The 17,521-nt window shown below is 68.8% G+C and carries 19 protein-coding genes and 2 pseudogenes; 19 read left to right on the top strand and 2 right to left on the bottom strand.

The features are described 5' to 3' along the window. Window positions 1-146: 146 nt before the first annotated feature. From rpsP to OHT21_RS12585, 13 genes and pseudogenes are all read left to right on the top strand, one after another. Window positions 147-575, top strand: coding sequence for a 30S ribosomal protein S16 (gene rpsP, locus OHT21_RS12645; RefSeq protein ID WP_328768364.1), 429 nt, complete (start codon window positions 147-149; stop codon window positions 573-575). A 2-nt stretch (window positions 576-577) separates the two neighbouring features. Beyond that, a complete protein-coding gene (locus OHT21_RS12640; protein ID WP_014176063.1) occupies window positions 578-817 on the top strand; it encodes an RNA-binding protein in 240 nt (79 codons plus the stop codon). 104 nt (window positions 818-921) lie between these two features. After that, window positions 922-1,518 carry a ribosome maturation factor RimM gene (gene rimM, locus OHT21_RS12635; protein WP_328768362.1) on the top strand — a complete coding sequence of 199 codons (597 nt, stop codon included), beginning with the start codon at window positions 922-924 and terminating at the stop codon, window positions 1,516-1,518. Continuing rightward, the gene (trmD, locus tag OHT21_RS12630; protein ID WP_328768361.1) at window positions 1,518-2,351 is read left to right on the top strand and encodes a tRNA (guanosine(37)-N1)-methyltransferase TrmD; all 834 of its coding nucleotides are present in this window, start codon (window positions 1,518-1,520) and stop codon (window positions 2,349-2,351) included. The genes rimM and trmD overlap by 1 nt, the downstream gene beginning before the upstream one ends. Before the next feature lie 134 nt (window positions 2,352-2,485). Continuing rightward, window positions 2,486-2,836 (top strand): 50S ribosomal protein L19, encoded by a 351-nt coding sequence (gene rplS / locus OHT21_RS12625; RefSeq protein WP_019760519.1) that lies wholly within the window; start codon window positions 2,486-2,488, stop codon window positions 2,834-2,836. A 43-nt stretch (window positions 2,837-2,879) separates the two neighbouring features. Beyond that, complete coding sequence (gene lepB / locus OHT21_RS12620) at window positions 2,880-3,620, top strand: signal peptidase I (protein WP_328768360.1); 741 nt, start codon at window positions 2,880-2,882, stop codon at window positions 3,618-3,620. Then, entirely contained in the window at window positions 3,613-4,674 is a 1,062-nt protein-coding gene (gene lepB / locus OHT21_RS12615) for a signal peptidase I (RefSeq protein WP_328768359.1), read from the top strand. Before lepB (OHT21_RS12620) ends, lepB (OHT21_RS12615) begins: the two co-directional genes overlap by 8 nt. Continuing rightward, complete coding sequence (gene lepB, locus OHT21_RS12610) at window positions 4,583-5,536, top strand: signal peptidase I (protein WP_328768358.1); 954 nt, start codon at window positions 4,583-4,585, stop codon at window positions 5,534-5,536. Before lepB (OHT21_RS12615) ends, lepB (OHT21_RS12610) begins: the two co-directional genes overlap by 92 nt. A gap of 81 nt (window positions 5,537-5,617) precedes the next feature. Continuing rightward, the gene (gene lepB / locus OHT21_RS12605) at window positions 5,618-6,364 is read left to right on the top strand and encodes a signal peptidase I (protein WP_328768357.1); all 747 of its coding nucleotides are present in this window, start codon (window positions 5,618-5,620) and stop codon (window positions 6,362-6,364) included. A 52-nt stretch (window positions 6,365-6,416) separates the two neighbouring features. Further along, window positions 6,417-6,893: an NUDIX hydrolase gene (locus OHT21_RS12600; protein WP_328774063.1), complete on the top strand. Its 477-nt coding sequence runs from the start codon at window positions 6,417-6,419 to the stop codon at window positions 6,891-6,893. Window positions 6,894-6,948: 55 nt separating this feature from the next. Then, window positions 6,949-7,257, top strand: coding sequence for a DUF2469 domain-containing protein (locus OHT21_RS12595; protein WP_055510545.1), 309 nt, complete (start codon window positions 6,949-6,951; stop codon window positions 7,255-7,257). A 175-nt stretch (window positions 7,258-7,432) separates the two neighbouring features. Next, window positions 7,433-7,804 (top strand): YraN family protein, encoded by a 372-nt coding sequence (locus tag OHT21_RS12590; protein ID WP_328768356.1) that lies wholly within the window; start codon window positions 7,433-7,435, stop codon window positions 7,802-7,804. Further along, window positions 7,804-9,162, top strand: a pseudogene (locus tag OHT21_RS12585) (YifB family Mg chelatase-like AAA ATPase); the annotation flags it as partial. The gene OHT21_RS12590 and the pseudogene OHT21_RS12585, both read left to right, overlap by 1 nt. 13 nt (window positions 9,163-9,175) lie before the next feature. On the opposite strand, the gene OHT21_RS12580 reads toward OHT21_RS12585, so the two are convergent. Beyond that, a complete protein-coding gene (locus OHT21_RS12580) occupies window positions 9,176-10,537 on the bottom strand; it encodes an IS4 family transposase (protein WP_328767071.1) in 1,362 nt (453 codons plus the stop codon). A gap of 143 nt (window positions 10,538-10,680) precedes the next feature. On the opposite strand from OHT21_RS12580, the pseudogene OHT21_RS12575 reads away from it, so the two are divergent. The 4 genes and pseudogenes from OHT21_RS12575 to OHT21_RS12560 form a co-directional block, all read left to right on the top strand. Then, a pseudogene (locus tag OHT21_RS12575) lies at window positions 10,681-10,956 on the top strand (ATP-binding protein); the annotation flags it as partial. 101 nt (window positions 10,957-11,057) lie between these two features. Then, a complete protein-coding gene (dprA, locus tag OHT21_RS12570) occupies window positions 11,058-12,248 on the top strand; it encodes a DNA-processing protein DprA (protein ID WP_443050355.1) in 1,191 nt (396 codons plus the stop codon). Between the two features lie 350 nt (window positions 12,249-12,598). Further along, the gene (gene whiG / locus OHT21_RS12565) at window positions 12,599-13,435 is read left to right on the top strand and encodes an RNA polymerase sigma factor WhiG (RefSeq protein WP_328768355.1); all 837 of its coding nucleotides are present in this window, start codon (window positions 12,599-12,601) and stop codon (window positions 13,433-13,435) included. A 303-nt stretch (window positions 13,436-13,738) separates the two neighbouring features. Next, window positions 13,739-14,296 carry a TetR/AcrR family transcriptional regulator gene (locus tag OHT21_RS12560; RefSeq protein WP_328774061.1) on the top strand — a complete coding sequence of 186 codons (558 nt, stop codon included), beginning with the start codon at window positions 13,739-13,741 and terminating at the stop codon, window positions 14,294-14,296. A gap of 187 nt (window positions 14,297-14,483) precedes the next feature. Here OHT21_RS12560 and OHT21_RS12555 read toward each other — a convergent pair whose 3' ends face one another. Beyond that, on the bottom strand, window positions 14,484-15,122 hold the full coding sequence (locus OHT21_RS12555) for a M23 family metallopeptidase (protein WP_328768354.1): 639 nt from the start codon (window positions 15,120-15,122) through the stop codon (window positions 14,484-14,486). Window positions 15,123-15,401: 279 nt separating this feature from the next. On the opposite strand from OHT21_RS12555, the gene rpsB reads away from it, so the two are divergent. Then, window positions 15,402-16,346 (top strand): 30S ribosomal protein S2, encoded by a 945-nt coding sequence (gene rpsB, locus OHT21_RS12550; protein ID WP_328768353.1) that lies wholly within the window; start codon window positions 15,402-15,404, stop codon window positions 16,344-16,346. 190 nt (window positions 16,347-16,536) lie between these two features. Then, complete coding sequence (tsf, locus tag OHT21_RS12545) at window positions 16,537-17,373, top strand: translation elongation factor Ts (RefSeq protein WP_328768352.1); 837 nt, start codon at window positions 16,537-16,539, stop codon at window positions 17,371-17,373. Window positions 17,374-17,521 lie beyond the last annotated feature (148 nt).

The raw sequence follows: 17,521 nt of genomic DNA, 5'->3' as shown, positions 1-17,521 counted from the left end.
TATGGCAGAATGGCTGGCTGTACTCGACAGCCGCACAGGACCCCTCTCTCCTCCGGCTGACGCGTCCATCGGGCACTCGGGTACCGCAACCCCACGCGGCAATCTCGCCGTGCCCAACCACGTCAAGACCAGGAGACACCACTTCCGTGGCAGTCAAGATCAAGCTGAAGCGACTGGGCAAGATCCGTTCGCCTCACTACCGCATCGTCGTCGCCGACTCCCGTACCCGCCGTGACGGCCGGGCCATCGAGGAGATCGGCCTGTACCACCCGGTACAGAACCCCTCGCGTATCGAGGTGGACTCGGAGCGCGCGCAGTACTGGCTGTCCGTCGGCGCCCAGCCGACCGAGCCCGTTCTCGCCATCCTGAAGAAGACCGGCGACTGGCAGAAGTACAAGGGCGAGCCCGCCCCGCCGCCGCTGCTGCAGCCGGCCGAGAAGGCCGCCCGTCCGTCGTTCGAGGCCCTTGGCGGCGACGACGAGGGCAAGGGTGAGGCCATCACCCCGAAGAAGAAGGCTGAGAAGAAGGACGAGGCCAAGGCCGAGTCTTCTTCCTCTGAGTCGACCGAGGCCTGAGCATGCTCGAGGAGGCTCTCGAGCACCTCGTGAAGGGCATCGTGGACAACCCCGACGATGTGCAGGTCGCCTCGCGCAACCTGCGCCGCGGACGGGTCCTCGAAGTCCGGGTGCACCCCGACGACCTCGGCAAGGTGATCGGGCGCAACGGTCGCACCGCGCGCGCCCTGCGCACCGTCGTGGGCGCCATCGGCGGCCGTGGAGTCCGCGTCGACCTCGTCGACGTGGATCAGGTTCGCTGACGTATTAGCAACACCGGCTCGGGCCGGGGAGGGCCACTGGGCCGTCCCCGGCCCGCAGTCGTCTACGAGTAGTGCCGTAGGCACACGACAGGAGACCGAACACAGTGCAGCTGGTAGTCGCTCGCGTAGGCCGCGCCCACGGCATCAAGGGCGAGGTCACCGTCGAGGTACGCACCGACGAGCCGGAGCTGCGGCTCGCGCCCGGCGCCGTACTGGCCACGGAGCCCGCCTCGGCAGGTCCGCTGACCATCGAGACGGGCCGGGTGCACAGCGGCCGGCTGCTGCTGCGCTTCGAGGGCGTACGCGACCGGAACGCGGCCGAGGCGCTGCGCAACACCCTGCTGATCGCCGAGGTCGACCCGGACGAGACGCCCGAGGAGCCGGACGAGTACTACGACCACCAGCTGATGGACCTGGACGTCGTCACGAAGGACGGCGCCGAGGTCGGACGTATCACGGAGATCTCGCATCTGCCTTCGCAGGACCTCTTCGTGGTGGAACGGCCCGACGGCAGCGAGGCGCTGATCCCGTTCGTCGCGGAGATCGTCGTAGAGATCGACCTGGAGGAGCAGCGGGCGGTCATCGACCCGCCTCCGGGGCTGATCGACGACCGGGCCGAAATCGTGTCCTCCAGGGAGGCCGAAGCGGAAATCGACTCCTCCAGGGAGGCCGAAAACGCGCCCTCCGGAGAAGAGGCGTAATGCGGCTCGACGTCGTCACGATCTTCCCCGAGTACCTGGAGCCCCTGAACGTCTCCCTCGTCGGCAAGGCACGCGCGCGTGGACAGCTGAATGTGCACGTCCATGATCTGCGGCAGTGGACATACGACCGGCACAGCACCGTCGACGACACCCCCTACGGCGGCGGCCCCGGCATGGTCATGAAGACAGAGCCCTGGGGCGACGCCCTGGACTCCGTGCTCGCAGACGGCTACGAGACCGGCTCTCACAAGCCCGCCCTGGTCATCCCGACGCCCAGCGGACGGCCCTTCACTCAGGAACTCGCCGTCGAGCTCTCGGAGCGCCCCTGGCTGCTCTTCGCGCCGGCCCGCTACGAGGGCATCGACCGCCGAGTCATCGACGAGTACGCGACCCGGATGCCCGTCCACGAGGTCTCCATCGGCGACTACGTCCTGGCCGGCGGCGAGGCGGCCGTACTCGTGATCACGGAGGCCGTGGCCCGGTTGCTGCCCGGAGTCCTGGGCAATGCCGAGTCACACAGGGACGACTCCTTCGCACCAGGCGCCATGGCGAGCCTCCTGGAGGGGCCCGTTTACACGAAGCCACCCCAGTGGCGCGGCCGAGGCATCCCGGACGTCCTGCTCAGCGGCCACCACGGGAAGATCGCCCGCTGGCGCCGGGACGAGGCCCTGCGGCGTACGGCAGCCAACCGGCCAGACCTCATCGAGCACTGCGACCCCTCGGTCTTCGACAAGAAGGACCGCGAAATGCTCTCCATCCTGGGCTGGGCGCCGGACCCGGAGGGGAAGCCCTACGGCCGATTTTGGCGCAGGCCAGAGGGCGTGGAAGAATAGAGCGCTGCTGTACGTCGTCCAGCGTGCGCCCCTGCCACAGGGGGATACGACGCCCGCCCCGACACGGCAGCCCACCTCCCGGAAACCTAGTTCCCGTTGATGACCTGTGGCATCAGCGAAGAAAGCAGACGATCATGTCTCACCTGCTCGACTCCGTCGACGCCGCGTCGCTGCGCAGCGACGTCCCGGCCTTCCGCCCGGGCGACACGGTCAACGTCCACGTCCGCGTCATCGAGGGCAACCGCTCCCGTGTGCAGCAGTTCAAGGGCGTAGTCATCCGTCGCCAGGGCGCCGGTGTCCGCGAGACCTTCACGGTCCGCAAGGTCTCGTTCTCCGTCGGCGTCGAGCGCACCTTCCCGGTGCACACCCCGATCGTCGAGAAGATCGAGCTCGTCACCCGCGGTGACGTCCGTCGCGCGAAGCTGTACTACCTGCGCGACCTGCGCGGCAAGGCCGCGAAGATCAAGGAGAAGCGCGAGAGCTGAGCTCGCGCCGGGTTCATATGCGGGCCGGATAGCATCTGGCCCGATGGACGCCGAAGCACAGTCGACGGAGCGCGACCGCTCCTCCCGCCCCACCGAAGCCGAGGAGATCTCGGCCACAGAGGGGACGGAAGGACGGTCGCGTTTCTCGTTGGTGTCCCGGACAGCCGACTGGCTTCCCGGTGGTCGCATCAGTCTCACAGTGCTCGCCTGCTTGGTTTTTCTGCTGCTTTTGAGTCGGTTTGTGATGCAGCCGTTCCAAATTCCCAGTGGTTCGATGGAGCCAGGATTGAGGATCGGGGACCGCGTTCTCGTAAATAAGTTGGCGTACCGTTTTGGTGCCGAGCCGAACCGCGGCGATGTCCTCGTGTTCGACGGCACGGGCCATTTCGGTGCCGCCGACTACATCAAACGAGTCGTCGGTGTGGGGGGAGACCACGTGGTCTGCTGCGACAGGCAGGGGAGGATCGAGGTGAACGGCCGGTCGGTCGACGAATCGACGTTTCTGTACCCGGGGAACAAGCCGTCCGAGGCGCCCTTCGACGTCGTTGTGCCGGACGGCACCCTGTTCGTCCTCGGAGACCACCGCGGCGACTCCAGCGACTCCCGCGACCACCTGGGCTCACCGGGCGGCGGCATGGTCCCCGTCGGCGACGTGATCGGCAGAGCCGACTGGATCGCCTGGCCCACAGACCACTGGACCCGCCTGGACCCCGCCGACGTCTACGCGCGCGTGCCCGAACCGGAGGCGAACGAGCTGAACACCACGGTCGGTGCGCATGGGTAACCGAGGACGACCACGCGGAAGCCACCGCGTCGACACCCGACTGCCCACCGGATACCGGCCGACGAGCGGCCGCGTAGGCCCCGGCCGGGCCGAGCGGCGCAAGCTCGCCCGCAAGGTCAAGCGGCGCAGGCAGCGCTCGGCGATCAAGGAGATTCCGCTCCTCATAGGTGTCGCCCTGCTCATAGCTCTCGTTCTGAAGACGTTCCTCGTCCAGGCCTTCGTGATCCCGTCGGGCTCCATGGAGCAGACCATCCGGATCGGCGACCGTGTCCTGGTCGACAAGCTCACCCCGTGGTTCGGCTCCAAGCCCACCCGTGGCGACGTCGTCGTCTTCAAGGACCCCGGAGGATGGCTCGAGGACGAGCAGCCGATCCCGAAGCAGGACGACCCCATCGTCGTCAAGCAGGTCAAGCAGGTGCTGACCTTCATCGGCCTGCTGCCCTCCGAGAACGAACGGGACCTGATCAAGCGGGTCGTCGCGGTCGGCGGCGACACCGTCAAGTGCTGCGACGCCCAGGGCCGCGTCACCGTCAACGGCATGCCCATCAATGAGGCTTACATCCATCCCGGCAACAAACCCTCCTCCTTTCGGTTCGAGGTGAAGGTGCCCACGGGCCGTCTGTGGGTCATGGGCGACCACCGGGAGAACTCCGCCGACTCCCGTTTCCACCGCAACGAGGCCTATAACGGCACCGTTTCCGAAGAGGAGGTCGTCGGCCGTGCCATGGTCATCGCCTGGCCCATCGGCCACTGGCGAGGCCTGGATGAACCGGAGACCTATGCGTCCGTACCCGACGCGCCAGGCGGGTCGACCACCGCCCTCGGCGCGTCGCATAGGGTGGCCAATGCGGATCGATATGGATTGATCCCGCTCCCGAGCCCTGCGGAACTCCCGCTCGTTATGGGAGTGGTGGGCCTGCGCCGCATCGGGCGCAGTCGGTGGCACGGAGTGAGGAGTGGATGTGGGGGATTTGGCGGTCGGAGCACGGTCCGGACACGAGGGTCCGGAGGACAAACCGGAGCGACCCGAGACGACGGCTCCCCCGGCCACTGAGCATGTCGTGCCCTCCGGGGGTGACTCCGGAGCCGGAGATGGCGGTGACGGGCACGAGCAGGGCGACGGGGATGCCCCGAAGCCGAAGAAGCAGCGGTCCTTCTGGAAGGAACTCCCGCTCCTCATCGGTATCGCCCTGGTCCTCGCGCTGCTGATCAAGACCTTCCTGGTACAGGCGTTCTCGATCCCCTCGGACTCGATGCAGAACACCCTTCAGCAGGGGGACCGCGTCCTGGTCGACAAGCTCACCCCGTGGTTCGGCTCCGAGCCCGAGCGCGGCGAGGTCGTCGTCTTCCACGACCCCGACGGCTGGCTGGCGGGCGAGCCGGCCCCCAATCCGAACGCGATCCAGACGGCCCTCAGCTGGATCGGCCTGATGCCGTCCGCCGACGAGAAGGACCTCATCAAGCGGGTCGTCGCGGTCGCCGGAGACACCATCGAGTGCAAGGGCACCGGGCCGCTGAAGGTCAACGGCAAGGAACTGGACGAGCCTTACGTCTACCCCGGGAACACGCCGTGCAGCGTCGACGACTCGGGCGGCCAGTTCAAGAAGACGGTACCCACGGGCAAAATCTGGGTCATGGGTGACCACCGGCAGAACTCGCTGGACTCCCGCTACCACCAGCAGGACGACAACAAAGGCTTCGTCCCCGTGGACAACGTCGTGGGCCGCGCCATCGTGGTCGCCTGGCCGCCCACCCGCTGGTCCACGCTGCCGGTGCCGGACACCTTCGACCAGGGACTCAGTGCCGCGGCTCCGGGCGCGCTCGGCCTCGCGGGCGCGGTGCCCCTGGTGTTGTGGCGCAGGCGCCGGATCACCGTTGAAAACGCCAGGGTTTCTGGGCGCGCTACCGCCAGGTAGGGTGCCGTCCCAGATCGCCGATCTTCCGAGGGCCGGAACCAGGGCTCCGGGGTCGATTCTCCGAGTTGGGGGAGCACTGGGATGAGCCAGACACGTCGTACGGACGAGGGCCACGGACGGCTCGGCAGCAAGCTGTCGAACCTGGCTGTGGCCCTCGGCTGTGTGCTCTTCCTCGGAGGATTCGCCTGGGGCGTCATCGTCTACCAGCCGTACACCGTGCCGACGGCATCGATGACGCCCACCATCGCGGTCGGCGACCGGATCCTCGCCGAGCGGATCGACGGCAGGGAGGTCCAGCGTGGCGACGTCGTCGTCTTCAGGCAGGACAGCTGGGGCAACGTCCCCATGGTCAAGAGGGTCGTCGCGGTCGGCGGCGACACGGTCGCCTGCTGCACGGACGGCAAGCTGACCGTCAACGGCAAGCAGATCGACGAACCGTACCTGGCCAAGGGTTCCGAGGCCCGGGCGAGCAAGATCCCGACCGTCAAGGTTCCCGAAGGCCGGCTCTTCCTGCTCGGTGACGAGCGCAGCGGCTCCCTCGACTCGACCGCCCATCTCACGGAGGCCGGCAACGGTTCGGTGCCGCGCAGCTCGGTGGACGCACGGGTCGACGCGGTGGTGTGGCCCATGAACGGGGTGCTGGACCGAGCCACCGGCTTCGAGACGCTCGGCGGCATTTCCCAGCCCGGGCCGCTGAGGCTGGTCCTCGCCGCGATCGTGACGGGCGCGGTACTGGTCCTCGGCGGCGCCGCGTACGGGCCGCTCGCTCAGCGGGCGGCGCGGCGGCGGAGCGCTACGCCGGCCAAGGAGCAGGTCCTTGCCGGCTGACGCGCCTCAGGATCTCGGTGAGCCTCCCAAGGGGCGGGAGGGACTCGGTGAGCTGCGGAAGGTCGCGCGGGTGGTGCTTCTCGATCCGCGGGACCGCATCCTGCTGCTGCACGGCCATGAGCCCGAGGATCCGTCGGACGACTGGTGGTTCACCCCGGGCGGCGGCGTGGAAGGCGAGGAGACGCGCGAGGAAGCCGCATTGCGGGAACTCGCGGAGGAGACCGGCATCACCGACGTCGAGCTCGGTCCGGTGCTCTGGCGGCGGACATGCTCGTTCCCGTTCGCAGGACGCCGCTGGGACCAGGACGAATGGTATTTCCTGGCCCGTACGTCTCAGACGGCCACCGAGGCCCTCGGTCTGACCGAGCTGGAACGACGCAGTGTCGCAGGAGCACGCTGGTGGACGTGCCAGGAACTACTCCAGGCACATGAGACGGTGTATCCGACCAGACTCGCCGGGCTGCTGAGCAGGCTGCTCGACGAGGGTCCCCCGGCCAGGCCCGAGATCCTGGACACCGAAATCGTCTAGGGGCTCGCGGGGCTGGCGCACAATAGGGGGACGCACGGCTGAAGGGGAACATGCCATGAGCGCCGAGGACCTCGAGAAGTACGAGACCGAGATGGAGCTGAAGCTCTACCGGGAGTACCGCGACGTCGTCGGTCTGTTCAAATACGTGATCGAGACCGAGCGGCGCTTCTACCTCACGAACGACTATGAAATGCAGGTTCACTCGGTTCAGGGTGAAGTGTTCTTCGAGGTGTCCATGGCGGACGCCTGGGTGTGGGACATGTACCGGCCTGCTCGATTCGTGAAGCAGGTCCGAGTACTCACGTTCAAGGACGTGAACATTGAGGAGCTGAACAAGAGCGACCTCGAGCTGCCGAGCAGCTGATTCGCAGCTGCTGGCGGCCGGTGATCCGGAGGTGCCGACGGCCGCTGACCGGAGGTACCGACGGTCGCTGATCACTCACAAGAGTGGCCGTCTTATCCACAAGCCCAGACTTGTCCACCAAGATCCAATAGCTTGCTGAGCTGCCCTCATCGTTGGCGCCGGAGGTGGTGCCGACATGAACGCACGCACTGCACGAGGCGCACTCGGCAAGTACGGCGAGGACCTGGCCGCGCGGCGGTTGGGCGAGGCCGGGATGACGGTCCTGGAGCGCAACTGGCGCTGTGGCAGGACCGGTGAGATCGACATCGTGGCCCGGGACGGCGACGCGGTCGTCGTCTGCGAGGTCAAAACCCGCCGGGCCGGTGCCTTCGAGCACCCGATGGCCGGCATCACGCCCCTCAAGGCGGAGCGGCTGCGGGGACTGGCCGAGCGCTGGGTGCAGGAACACGGAGGAGCGCCACCAGGCGGCGTACGGATCGATGTCGTCGGCGTTCTTCTCCCCGACCGCGGCGCGCCCGTCGTCGAGCATGTACGGGGGGCGGCCTGATGGGTTTCGCCCGTACGTGCTCAGTGGCGCTGGTCGGCGTAGAGGGCGTCGTCGTCGAGGTCCAGGCGGACCTGGAACCGGGGATCGCGGCCTTCACTCTGGTCGGACTGCCCGACAAGAGCCTGAGCGAGAGCAGGGACCGAGTCAGAGCGGCCGTCGTCAACTCCGGCGGCGAATGGCCCCAGAAGAAGCTCACCGTGGGGCTCAGCCCCGCCTCGGTGCCGAAGGGCGGCAGCGGTTTTGATCTTGCTGTTGCTTGCGCCGTACTGGGAGCCTCCGAGCGGATCGACCCCCGGGTCCTCCCCGACATCGTGATGATCGGGGAGCTCGGCCTGGACGGCCGGGTGCGGCCGGTACGGGGCGTACTGCCCGCGGTGCTCGCCGCGGCCGACGCCGGATACGAACAGGTGGTGGTACCCGAGTGCGCCGCTGCCGAGGCCTCGCTGGTGCCCGGCGTCTCGGTGCTCGGCGTCCGTAGCCTGCGCCAGCTGATCGCCGTCCTCACCGACGAGCCGGTGCCCGAAGAGGAACCGGACGAACCGGGCCGCCCCGACCCGCTCCTCGCGGGCTTGCGCATGCCGGGCACCCGTGCAGCTTCCGGGATGCACAGCATGGGCGCCGCACAGCACGACCATGGCCATGACCTCGCCGATGTCGTCGGCCAGCGTTCGGCGCGGACAGCGGTGCAGGTCGCCGCCGCCGGAGGTCACCATCTTTTCCTGGAAGGTCCGCCGGGTGCCGGCAAGACGATGCTCGCCGAGCGGCTGCCGGCCATCCTGCCGCCACTCGACAGGCAGGAGTCGCTGGAAGTCACGGCGGTCCATTCCGTCGCGGGCCTGCTTCCTCCGGGAAAGCCCCTCATCGACACCCCGCCCTACTGCGCGCCCCACCACTCGGCCACGATGCAAGCGCTGGTCGGTGGCGGCCAGGGAATCGCACGACCCGGCGCGGTGTCGTTGTCTCACCGTGGGGTTCTTTTTCTCGACGAAACCCCGGAGTTCAGCAGCCGGGCGCTGGACGCGCTGCGCCAGCCTTTGGAGGCGGGACACGTTGTGATCGCGCGCACCGCAGGTGTCGTGCGCTTCCCGGCGAGATTCCTGATGGTGCTCGCGGCCAATCCGTGCCCCTGTGGCCGCTTCTCGCAGACGGGCAACGCCTGCGAGTGCTCCACTCTGATGATCCGCCGCTACCAGGCCCGGCTCTCCGGTCCGCTGCTCGACCGGGTCGACCTCAGGGTCGAGGTGGACCGCGTCACGCGCTCGGAGCTGACCGACGCCGGTCTGCGGGGCGAACCCACCTCGACGGTCGCCGACCGGGTACGAGCGGCCAGGGAGCGCTCGGCGGCCCGTCTCAAAGGCCAAGGCCATGAAGTTATGGGCTGATGGCTGTTGTCGAGAGGATGTCGATGCTGATGGTGGCCTTGTAGGTGCGTCGGTCGACGCGGAGACTTTTATAGGCGTAGCGGGACAGGGGGCGTTTGACGGCGCGGGGGCTGACGCGCAGGCGGCGGGCGGGCATGAGCTGGTTCAGGACCGCGTGGCCGATGGCGCCGACGAGGTCGATGGTGGTGCCGGCGATCACGTTCGCGGCCTGGACGACCTGGTCGCGGGCGGCTTGGAGGGCGGCGGAGAAGCTTGCGCGGTCTGGGTCGGTGCCGGGGACGGTGCCGGTGGCGTCGGCGATGGCGGTCCTGATGGCCTGGTAGACGGTGAGCAGGGCGTAGACCTCCTGGGCGATGCCGGGCATGGTGCGGGCGCGCAGGACCCGGCGGCCGAGCATGGATTTCTTGATCGCGAAGTAGGCGGACTCCACTTCCCAGCGTTCGTGGTAGAGCTTGACCAGCTCGAACGCGGGATGGGTGCGGTGGTCGAGCAGGGTGGTCGCCAGACGGTAGACGCCGGTGTGGCGTCCGGCGGTGGTGGTGATGGTGATCTCGCATTCGATGATGCGGACGTCGACGGTGGCGATGCGGGAGAGGAAGGAGCCGTCCGGCAGGCGCCGCAGGAGGGGCGGTTTGCGGGTGGCGGTCAGGCGGGCCAGGAAGTCGGCTCCGGTGGCGGCGGTGTGCTCAAGGAAGGCGTTGCCGCTGAAGCCGCGGTCCAGCAGCACGATCATTCCGGGTGTCAGGGAGCGCAGCAGGCGCCGGCCGTAGGTGGTCTCGCCGGTGCTGCGTGGTCCGAAGGCCGCGTCCAGGACGGCGCGGGTGCCGCAGGCGACCAGGGCGGTCAGGCAGATCTGCGGGTAGCCGGCGGTGTTGAACCGGTTGGACCCCTTGCCCAGGCAGGCGCGGGTGTGGGGGCTGTCGGGGACGTCGAGGTAGGTGCCGTCGATGGCGACGACCAGCAGGTGGGCCCAGCGTGCCCCGGTGGTACCGATCGTGCTCGCCGGGCCGCGCAGGAGGTCGAACAGGGCCTGCAGCGGGCGGGGTCCCAGGCGGCAGCGGGCATGCCACAGGGCTGTTGCCGTGACACTCGGCAGCGGCAGCGCATCCAACGCGGCAGTCAGCTTGCCCCACACGGCGCGGTAGCCGCAGTCCTCGAACAACGCGGCGGCCAGCAGCAGGTAGACGACGACGCGGGCAGGCAGCTTGCGCAGCCGACGCTGAACGGCCCCGCACTCGGCGAGCACCGTATCGACCATCTCGAACGGCACGATCTGGGTCAGCTCGCCCAGATGGCCTGGCGCGTAGAGGCCCTCGGCTACCGCGATCTCGCGGGTGATGACACACTGCACGGACAGCGGAGCCTCCGGTCTTTGTGAACGACATGTCTTGGTCGACTGTCAGTTCTACCGGGGCTCCGCTTCCTGCACTCTGCGTTCCGCCAGATCAAGCACCCCTTGCCACCAGCCGCTGAACCATAACTTCATGGCCTTGTCTCAAAGGCACACCATGGCGGACGAACAGCGAGGTCCCGGGAAGCGAGCTGCGCAGCCGGTGGTATGCGTCGATCGGCGCCATGGACGACGCCGAACGAAGCCTGGAGCGCGGCCTCCTCACCGCCCGCGGCCTCGATCGCGTACTGCGCGTCGCCTGGACCATCGCGGACCTCGTCGGCCACGACCGGCCTGACGCCACGGATGTCGCCCTCGCCCTGCAACTGCGCACCGGTGTGCCGCAGGGGGTGCCGATGGCGATCGGAGCGATGTCGTGAGCGGAGGCAATGAGCGCGTGAGCTGGGGCGAAGGACGCGTGAGCGTGGGTGAAGAGCGCGTCAGCGGTGGCGATGGGCGCCTGAGAGGGGGCGATGAGCGCGTGAGCGGTGGGGATGAGCAGGTGAACGGAGATGGCGAGCGGGTGAGCGCGGGCGACGAGCGGCTGCACCGGGTTTTTCTCGCGCGCGTCATCGAACCTGGGGACGAGGTCTGCGGGCGCTGGCTCCGGCAACTCGGGGCCGGCGAGGTGGTGCGGCGCCTCTTTGGACGCGGAGAACAGCTGCCGGGGGTGACGGACAAACGGTGGGCGGGCCTGCGAGCCAGAGCCCAGCAGACGGATCCGGAGCGGGACCTGGCGGCCGCGCGCGACGCCGGGATGCGGTTCGTATGTCCCGGCGACCCCGAGTGGTCGGCGCAGCTCGACGACCTGGGGGACGCGCGGCCCATCGGACTATGGGTACGAGGGCGGCCCAATCTGCGGATATGGGCATTGCGCTCCGTCGCGGTCGTGGGCGCCCGGGCCTGCACCGAGTACGGCGCCCATATGGCAGCCATCCTCGGCGCGGGGCTCGCGGAGCGGGGTTGGGTCGTGGTGTCCGGAGGCGCGTACGGAGTCGACGGTGCGGCGCATCGCGGTGCCCTCGGGGCCGGCGGAGCCACCGTCGCCGTGCTCGCCTGCGGGGTCGACCAGCCGTACCCGCGCGGACACACCCAGTTGATCACCAGGATCGCGGAACAGGGCCTGGTCATCGGAGAGTTGCCACCCGGCGATCACCCAACGCCGAGCAGATTCATCCTCCGCAACAGGGTCATCGCGGCGCTGACCCGCGGCACGGTGGTCGTCGAGGCCGCCTACCGCAGCGGCGCACTCGTGACCGCGCGCGCCGCACAGCGCTTGGGGCGCTACACCATAGGAGTGCCGGGCCCCGCCACCAGCGGGCTCTCGGCCGGTGTGCACGAACTGCTGCGTGGCGACGCGGTGCTCGTCACCGACGCCGCCGAGATCGCCGAGCTGGTCGGCGACATGGGTGACCTGGCGCCGGACCGGCGCGGGCCGGTACTCCCGCGGGACCTCCTGGACCCGGACGCTCGCCGAGTGCTTGCCGCGCTGCCCGCCCGAAGGATCGCGTCGGCCGAGGAGATCGCCAGGGGCGCCGGGACGACGCAGGACGACGCGGTCGGGAAGCTGTACGAACTCCGGTCACTTGGCTACGTCGAACGACACGGCGACGGCTGGAAGTTGACACGCGAGGCGATGATCCCCGTCCACCTGGATCGGGGGCGATGCTGACCCAGCGTGTTCCCCCGTCCGGGCGACACCCCGATGTCCCTGGCAGTTCCCGCAGTTGGCGCCTTGCGACGGTCACGTACGGCGACGGACGTGACCCTGTGGGGCGCCCAGCGGAACGTATCTGCGCATGGTGGATCCCCCGCTCTTCGCTCACTGCGACTCTCCAGTCACGCTACGCTCACGGGGATTCCGACTGCGACAAGCAACCGAAACAAGTAACCCAGCCAAGCAACCCAAACAACCGAGCCAGCCAAGCAACCCAGCCAAGCAACCCAGCCAAGCACCTCGACCTCGGACCGACAGCTCACTCAGGCACCCCCTGTTCACGGCAGAACGGCACAAGACGACGAATGCCCCAGCACACCTCCGGGTCTGACCGGGCGGCTGTTCCCCCCGCTGCCCACGGCGACGTGCGGCCGCCCGCGCCCTCGACGCTCGACGAGTTGTGGAGGTCGTACAAGGCAACGGGCGACGAGCGGTTGCGCGAGCAGCTGATCCTGCACTACTCGCCGTTGGTCAAGTACGTCGCGGGCCGGGTGAGTGTGGGGCTGCCGCCGAATGTGGAGCAGGCGGACTTCGTCTCGTCCGGGGTGTTCGGGCTGATCGATGCGATCGAGAAGTTCGACATCGAGCGGGAGATCAAGTTCGAGACGTACGCGATCACCCGGATCCGGGGCGCGATGATCGACGAACTGCGGGCCCTGGACTGGATTCCGCGATCCGTGCGGCAGAAGGCGCGCAACGTCGAGCGGGCCTACGCGACGCTGGAGGCCCGGCTGCGGCGCAGCCCCTCGGAGGGCGAGGTGGCCGACGAATTGGGCATCGGGGTCGATGAACTCCACGCCGTCTTCAGCCAGTTGTCGCTGGCGAACGTGGTCGCCCTGGAGGAGCTGCTGCACGCCGGAGGCGAGAGCGGCGACCGGCTGAGCCTGATGGACACGCTCGAGGACACCGCGGCCGACAACCCCGTGGAGGTCGCCGAGGACCGCGAGCTGCGGCGATTTCTCGCACGGGCCATCAACACGCTGCCCGAGCGCGAGAAGACCGTGGTCACGCTGTACTACTACGAGGGCCTCACACTTGCCGAGATCGGCAACGTGCTCGGGGTGACGGAGAGCCGGGTCAGCCAGATTCACACGAAGTCGGTGCTCCAGCTACGGGCGAAGCTGGCGAGCTTCGGACGCTGACTGCTGGTGACGGTGGCTGACAGCCGCCGACTTCCGCTGGCTTGGCCAGCTCGGGCCTTCTGCCCCTCTCCGCTGCCTTGGGCCGAGGCGTCGTCTCGATCGGGGATCCTCTCGGTCGGGCCGTCGTCTCGGTCCGGGAATCCTCATGGTTGGGACGACGTCTTGGTCAAGGATCGTCTCGGTCGGGGCGTCTCGGACCGTCCGGGCCGAGAGGTCCTGATCAGACCCCGTCATGCGGAGCCACTCCCGTCGCGGGTGGTCCATCCGTAAAGTGGAGGCGTGCCAAGGATTCGAGCGGCCTCCGTGGCCGAGCACCGGTCGATGCAGCGAGCCGCCCTGTTGGACGCGGCCCGATCACTGCTGTCGCAGGGTGGGACTGAGGCGCTGACGTTCCCCGCGCTCGCCGAGCGCACGGGACTCGCGCGGTCCTCCGTCTATGAGTACTTCCGGTCACGGGCGGCCGTGGTCGAAGAACTCTGCGCGGTCGACTTCCCGGTATGGGCGGCCGAGGTCGAGGCGGCGATGTCGCAGGCCCAGACGCCCGAGGGCAAGGTCGAGGCGTATGTCCGCCAACAGCTCGCCCTGGTCGGCGACCGCCGGCACCGGGCCGTTGTCGCCATCTCCGCGAGCGAACTCGACGCGGGAGCACGAGAAAAGATCCGCGCCGCGCACGGCGGCCTCGTCGCCATGATCGTGGAAGCGCTCGGGGACATGGGCCACGACCAGCCCCGTATGGCCGCCATGCTCCTTCAGGGCATCGTGGACGCGGCGGTACGGCGCATCGAGCTGGGCGCGGCCGAGGACCCGGATGCCATCACCGAAGCCGCTGTGAAGATGGCGTTGCGGGGGGTACGGGGCTGAGGGCCTTCTCGGCTGGTTGGCTCGGCTGGTTGGAGGGTGAGTTCGCTCTTCCGGGCTTCCCACCCTCCCCCTCCGCCCCTGCGGCAAAACAGTCAACCGGGCGCGACATCCGGCAACGCCAGTTTGGACGCGACACCCAGCCACGTCAGTCTGGACTCGACGCCCAGCCACGTCAGTACTGCTCCCCCTACGTCGGTGGCTCCTCCGGTACGCCGATGACCGGAAGCAGGCGTGAAGGACCCCGGCGGAGTAGCCCTGGGGGCAGCAAGGAAAGCGGGTCCAGGTAGGTGCCGGCTCGGAGTAGGCCCCAGTGCAGGCAGGATGCCTGGCAGTGGGAGCCCGTGGGTTCCACGACGCCGACGATGTCGCCCGGGGCTACCTCGTCTCCCTTCTTCGCTGTCGCGCGCACGGGTTCGTATGTGGTGCGCAGAGGAGGGTCGCCGGTGCTGTCGAGTTCGATCGAGAGGACTCCGCGGCCCGCGACCCTGCCCGCGAAGGAGACACGGCCGGGGGCTACGGCGCGGACCGGGGCACCCGGTGGTGCCGCGAGGTCCACGCCGCGGTGGCCCCGGCCGTACTCAGTCGTCGGCGGGACCCAGCCGCGGGTCACCGGCGGGCGTACCCCAACAGGCCAAGCGCGGCCGGCAGCCGGGACCGGGGGATCGGTTCCCGGCGGTGCCGGATCGTCCGCGCCGCCGGGAGCCGGTGCCCCGGCAGCGGGTAAGGCGATGCCGAGGGCGGCCACCGTGAGGCCCAACAGCAAGGCCAGCCATGTACGAAGGCATCGTTGACGTCGTCGGTCTCGTCGGAATCGTTCTGCTCGCATGCGAGAACGGTCCCGCGATCTGCGGGAAAAAGCGGATCATGGCCAGGATCTGTGGAGTACCGGGCGGTTGTGGACATCGGCGTCACCCGGTGCCTCGCGTGTCCCGTACACTTCTGGTGGCGATCCGGGTCACCGGGTCGACTTCGCACGCCCCGACATCGGGCCCCCAAAAGCCGGTGTCAGCGCCCCTCGGTCCCTAGTGGCAGGCGCATCGCGGGCGTCAGGCGCGGGTGCCGTCCGGCACGCGCGGCACAACCGAGAACACCAAGGAGTACGGCCATGGCCGTCGTCACGATGCGGGAGCTGCTGGAAAGCGGCGTCCACTTCGGTCACCAGACCCGCCGTTGGAACCCGAAGATGAAGCGATTCATCTTCACGGAGCGCAACGGCATTTACATCATCGACCTGCTCCAGTCGCTGTCGTACATCGACCGCGCCTACGAGTTCGTCAAGGAGACCGTCGCCCACGGCGGCACGGTCATGTTCGTCGGCACGAAGAAGCAGGCGCAGGAGGCCATCGCCGAGCAGGCCACCCGCGTCGGCATGCCCTACGTCAACCAGCGCTGGCTGGGCGGCATGCTCACCAACTTCTCGACCGTCTACAAGCGCCTGCAGCGCCTGAAGGAGCTCGAGCAGATCGACTTCGAGGACGTGGCCGCCTCCGGCCTCACCAAGAAGGAGCTGCTGGTCCTCTCCCGCGAGAAGGCCAAGCTGGAGAAGACCCTCGGCGGTATCCGCGAGATGCAGAAGGTGCCCAGCGCCGTCTGGATCGTGGACACCAAGAAGGAGCACATCGCGGTCGGCGAGGCCCGGAAGCTCAACATTCCGGTCGTCGCCATCCTCGACACCAACTGCGACCCCGACGAGGTCGACTACAAGATCCCGGGCAACGACGACGCGATCCGCTCCGTCACCCTGCTCACCCGTGTGATCGCCGACGCCGTCGCCGAGGGCCTCATCGCCCGCTCCGGTGCCGCCGCCGAGGCCAAGGGCGAGAAGGCCGCGGGCGAGCCGCTCGCCGAGTGGGAGCGCGACCTGCTCGAGGGTGGCGAGAAGAAGGCCGAGGAGGCCACCGCCACCACCGAGGCGCCGGCCCCCGACGCTGCCGAGGCCCCGGCCGCTGCTGAGGCCCCCGCCGAGGCTGCTGCCGAAGCCCCCGCCGAGGCTGCCGCTGAGGCCCCCGCCGCCGAGGCCGAGAAGCCGGCCGAGGTCGAGCAGGCCTGACCCCGGCGTCGCAGGCCTTGACCCCCGCGTCGTAGGCCTGGCTCCAGCGTCACGGCTCAAGTGACGGCGGGCGGCGCCAGCGCGCCGCCCGCCGTTCACCCGTAGACCGTAGATCTTCGGTGGACGCCCGCCCGATCAGCGGCGGACGCCGACTTCGAGACTTCGAACTCCGAGAAGAGATTCACTGATCATGGCGAACTACACCGCCGCCGACGTCAAGAAGCTCCGTGAGCTCACCGGCGCCGGCATGATGGACTGCAAGAAGGCGCTCGACGAGGCCGACGGCAACGTCGACAAGGCCGTCGAGGCCCTGCGCATCAAGGGCCAGAAGGGCGTCGCCAAGCGCGAGGGCCGCTCCGCCGAGAACGGCGCCGTCGTCTCCCTGATCGCCGACGACAACACCTCCGGTGTCCTCGTCGAGCTGAAGTGCGAGACGGACTTCGTCGCCAAGGGCGAGAAGTTCCAGGCCGCCGCGAACGCGCTCGCCGCGCACGTCGCCGCCACCTCCCCGGCCGACCTCGAGGCGCTCCTCGCCTCCGAGATCGAGCCCGGCAAGACGGTCCAGGCGTACGTCGACGAGGCCAACGCCAACCTGGGCGAGAAGATCGTCCTGGACCGCTTCGCCCAGTTCTCCGGCGCGTACGTCTCCGCGTACATGCACCGCACCATGCCCGACCTGCCCCCGCAGATCGGTGTCCTCGTCGAGCTGGACAAGCCGGACGCCGAGACCGCCAAGGGCATCGCCCAGCACATCGCCGCCTTCGCGCCCAAGTACCTCTCCCGTGAGGACGTTCCGGCCGAGGTCGTCGAGAGCGAGCGCCGGGTCGCCGAGGAGACCACGCGTGCCGAGGGCAAGCCCGAGGCCGCCCTGCCGAAGATCGTCGAGGGTCGCGTCAACGCCTTCTTCAAGGACGCCACGCTCCTCGGCCAGCCGTACGCGCTCGACCAGAAGAAGTCCGTCCAGAAGGTCCTGGACGAGGCCGGTGTCACCCTGAAGCGCTTCGTGCGCATCAAGGTCGGCATCTGAGTCCGTACCGCGCTCCACGCGAGAGCCCGCTAGGGTCGACAGCAGTCGTCCTCGCACGTGGGCACGCGCGCGTGCGTGACGGACGACAGCAGATCTGACGAGGAGGCCATTGCCGCGCATGGGATGAGAACACCCCACCGGCAATGGC

It is taken from the genome of Streptomyces sp. NBC_00286, assembly GCF_036173125.1.
Taxonomy (GTDB): domain Bacteria; phylum Actinomycetota; class Actinomycetes; order Streptomycetales; family Streptomycetaceae; genus Streptomyces.
This window is presented reverse-complemented; position numbering and strand designations above follow the sequence as displayed.

What these genes read in the sequence shown, in the direction of transcription:
- whiG (WP_328768355.1), top strand. Translation starts at nt 12,599, where the DNA reads ATGCCCCAGCACACCTCCGGGTCTGACCGGGCGGCTGTTCCCCCCGCT.
- trmD (WP_328768361.1), top strand. Translation starts at nt 1,518, where the DNA reads ATGCGGCTCGACGTCGTCACGATCTTCCCCGAGTACCTGGAGCCCCTG.
- rplS (WP_019760519.1), top strand. Translation starts at nt 2,486, where the DNA reads ATGTCTCACCTGCTCGACTCCGTCGACGCCGCGTCGCTGCGCAGCGAC.
- lepB (WP_328768359.1), top strand. Translation starts at nt 3,613, where the DNA reads ATGGGTAACCGAGGACGACCACGCGGAAGCCACCGCGTCGACACCCGA.
- rpsB (WP_328768353.1), top strand. Translation starts at nt 15,402, where the DNA reads ATGGCCGTCGTCACGATGCGGGAGCTGCTGGAAAGCGGCGTCCACTTC.
- OHT21_RS12590 (WP_328768356.1), top strand. Translation starts at nt 7,433, where the DNA reads ATGAACGCACGCACTGCACGAGGCGCACTCGGCAAGTACGGCGAGGAC.
- lepB (WP_328768360.1), top strand. Translation starts at nt 2,880, where the DNA reads ATGGACGCCGAAGCACAGTCGACGGAGCGCGACCGCTCCTCCCGCCCC.
- tsf (WP_328768352.1), top strand. Translation starts at nt 16,537, where the DNA reads ATGGCGAACTACACCGCCGCCGACGTCAAGAAGCTCCGTGAGCTCACC.
- OHT21_RS12555 (WP_328768354.1), bottom strand. Translation starts at nt 15,122, where the DNA reads ATGCGAGCAGAACGATTCCGACGAGACCGACGACGTCAACGATGCCTT.
- lepB (WP_328768357.1), top strand. Translation starts at nt 5,618, where the DNA reads ATGAGCCAGACACGTCGTACGGACGAGGGCCACGGACGGCTCGGCAGC.
- OHT21_RS12595 (WP_055510545.1), top strand. Translation starts at nt 6,949, where the DNA reads ATGAGCGCCGAGGACCTCGAGAAGTACGAGACCGAGATGGAGCTGAAG.
- OHT21_RS12640 (WP_014176063.1), top strand. Translation starts at nt 578, where the DNA reads ATGCTCGAGGAGGCTCTCGAGCACCTCGTGAAGGGCATCGTGGACAAC.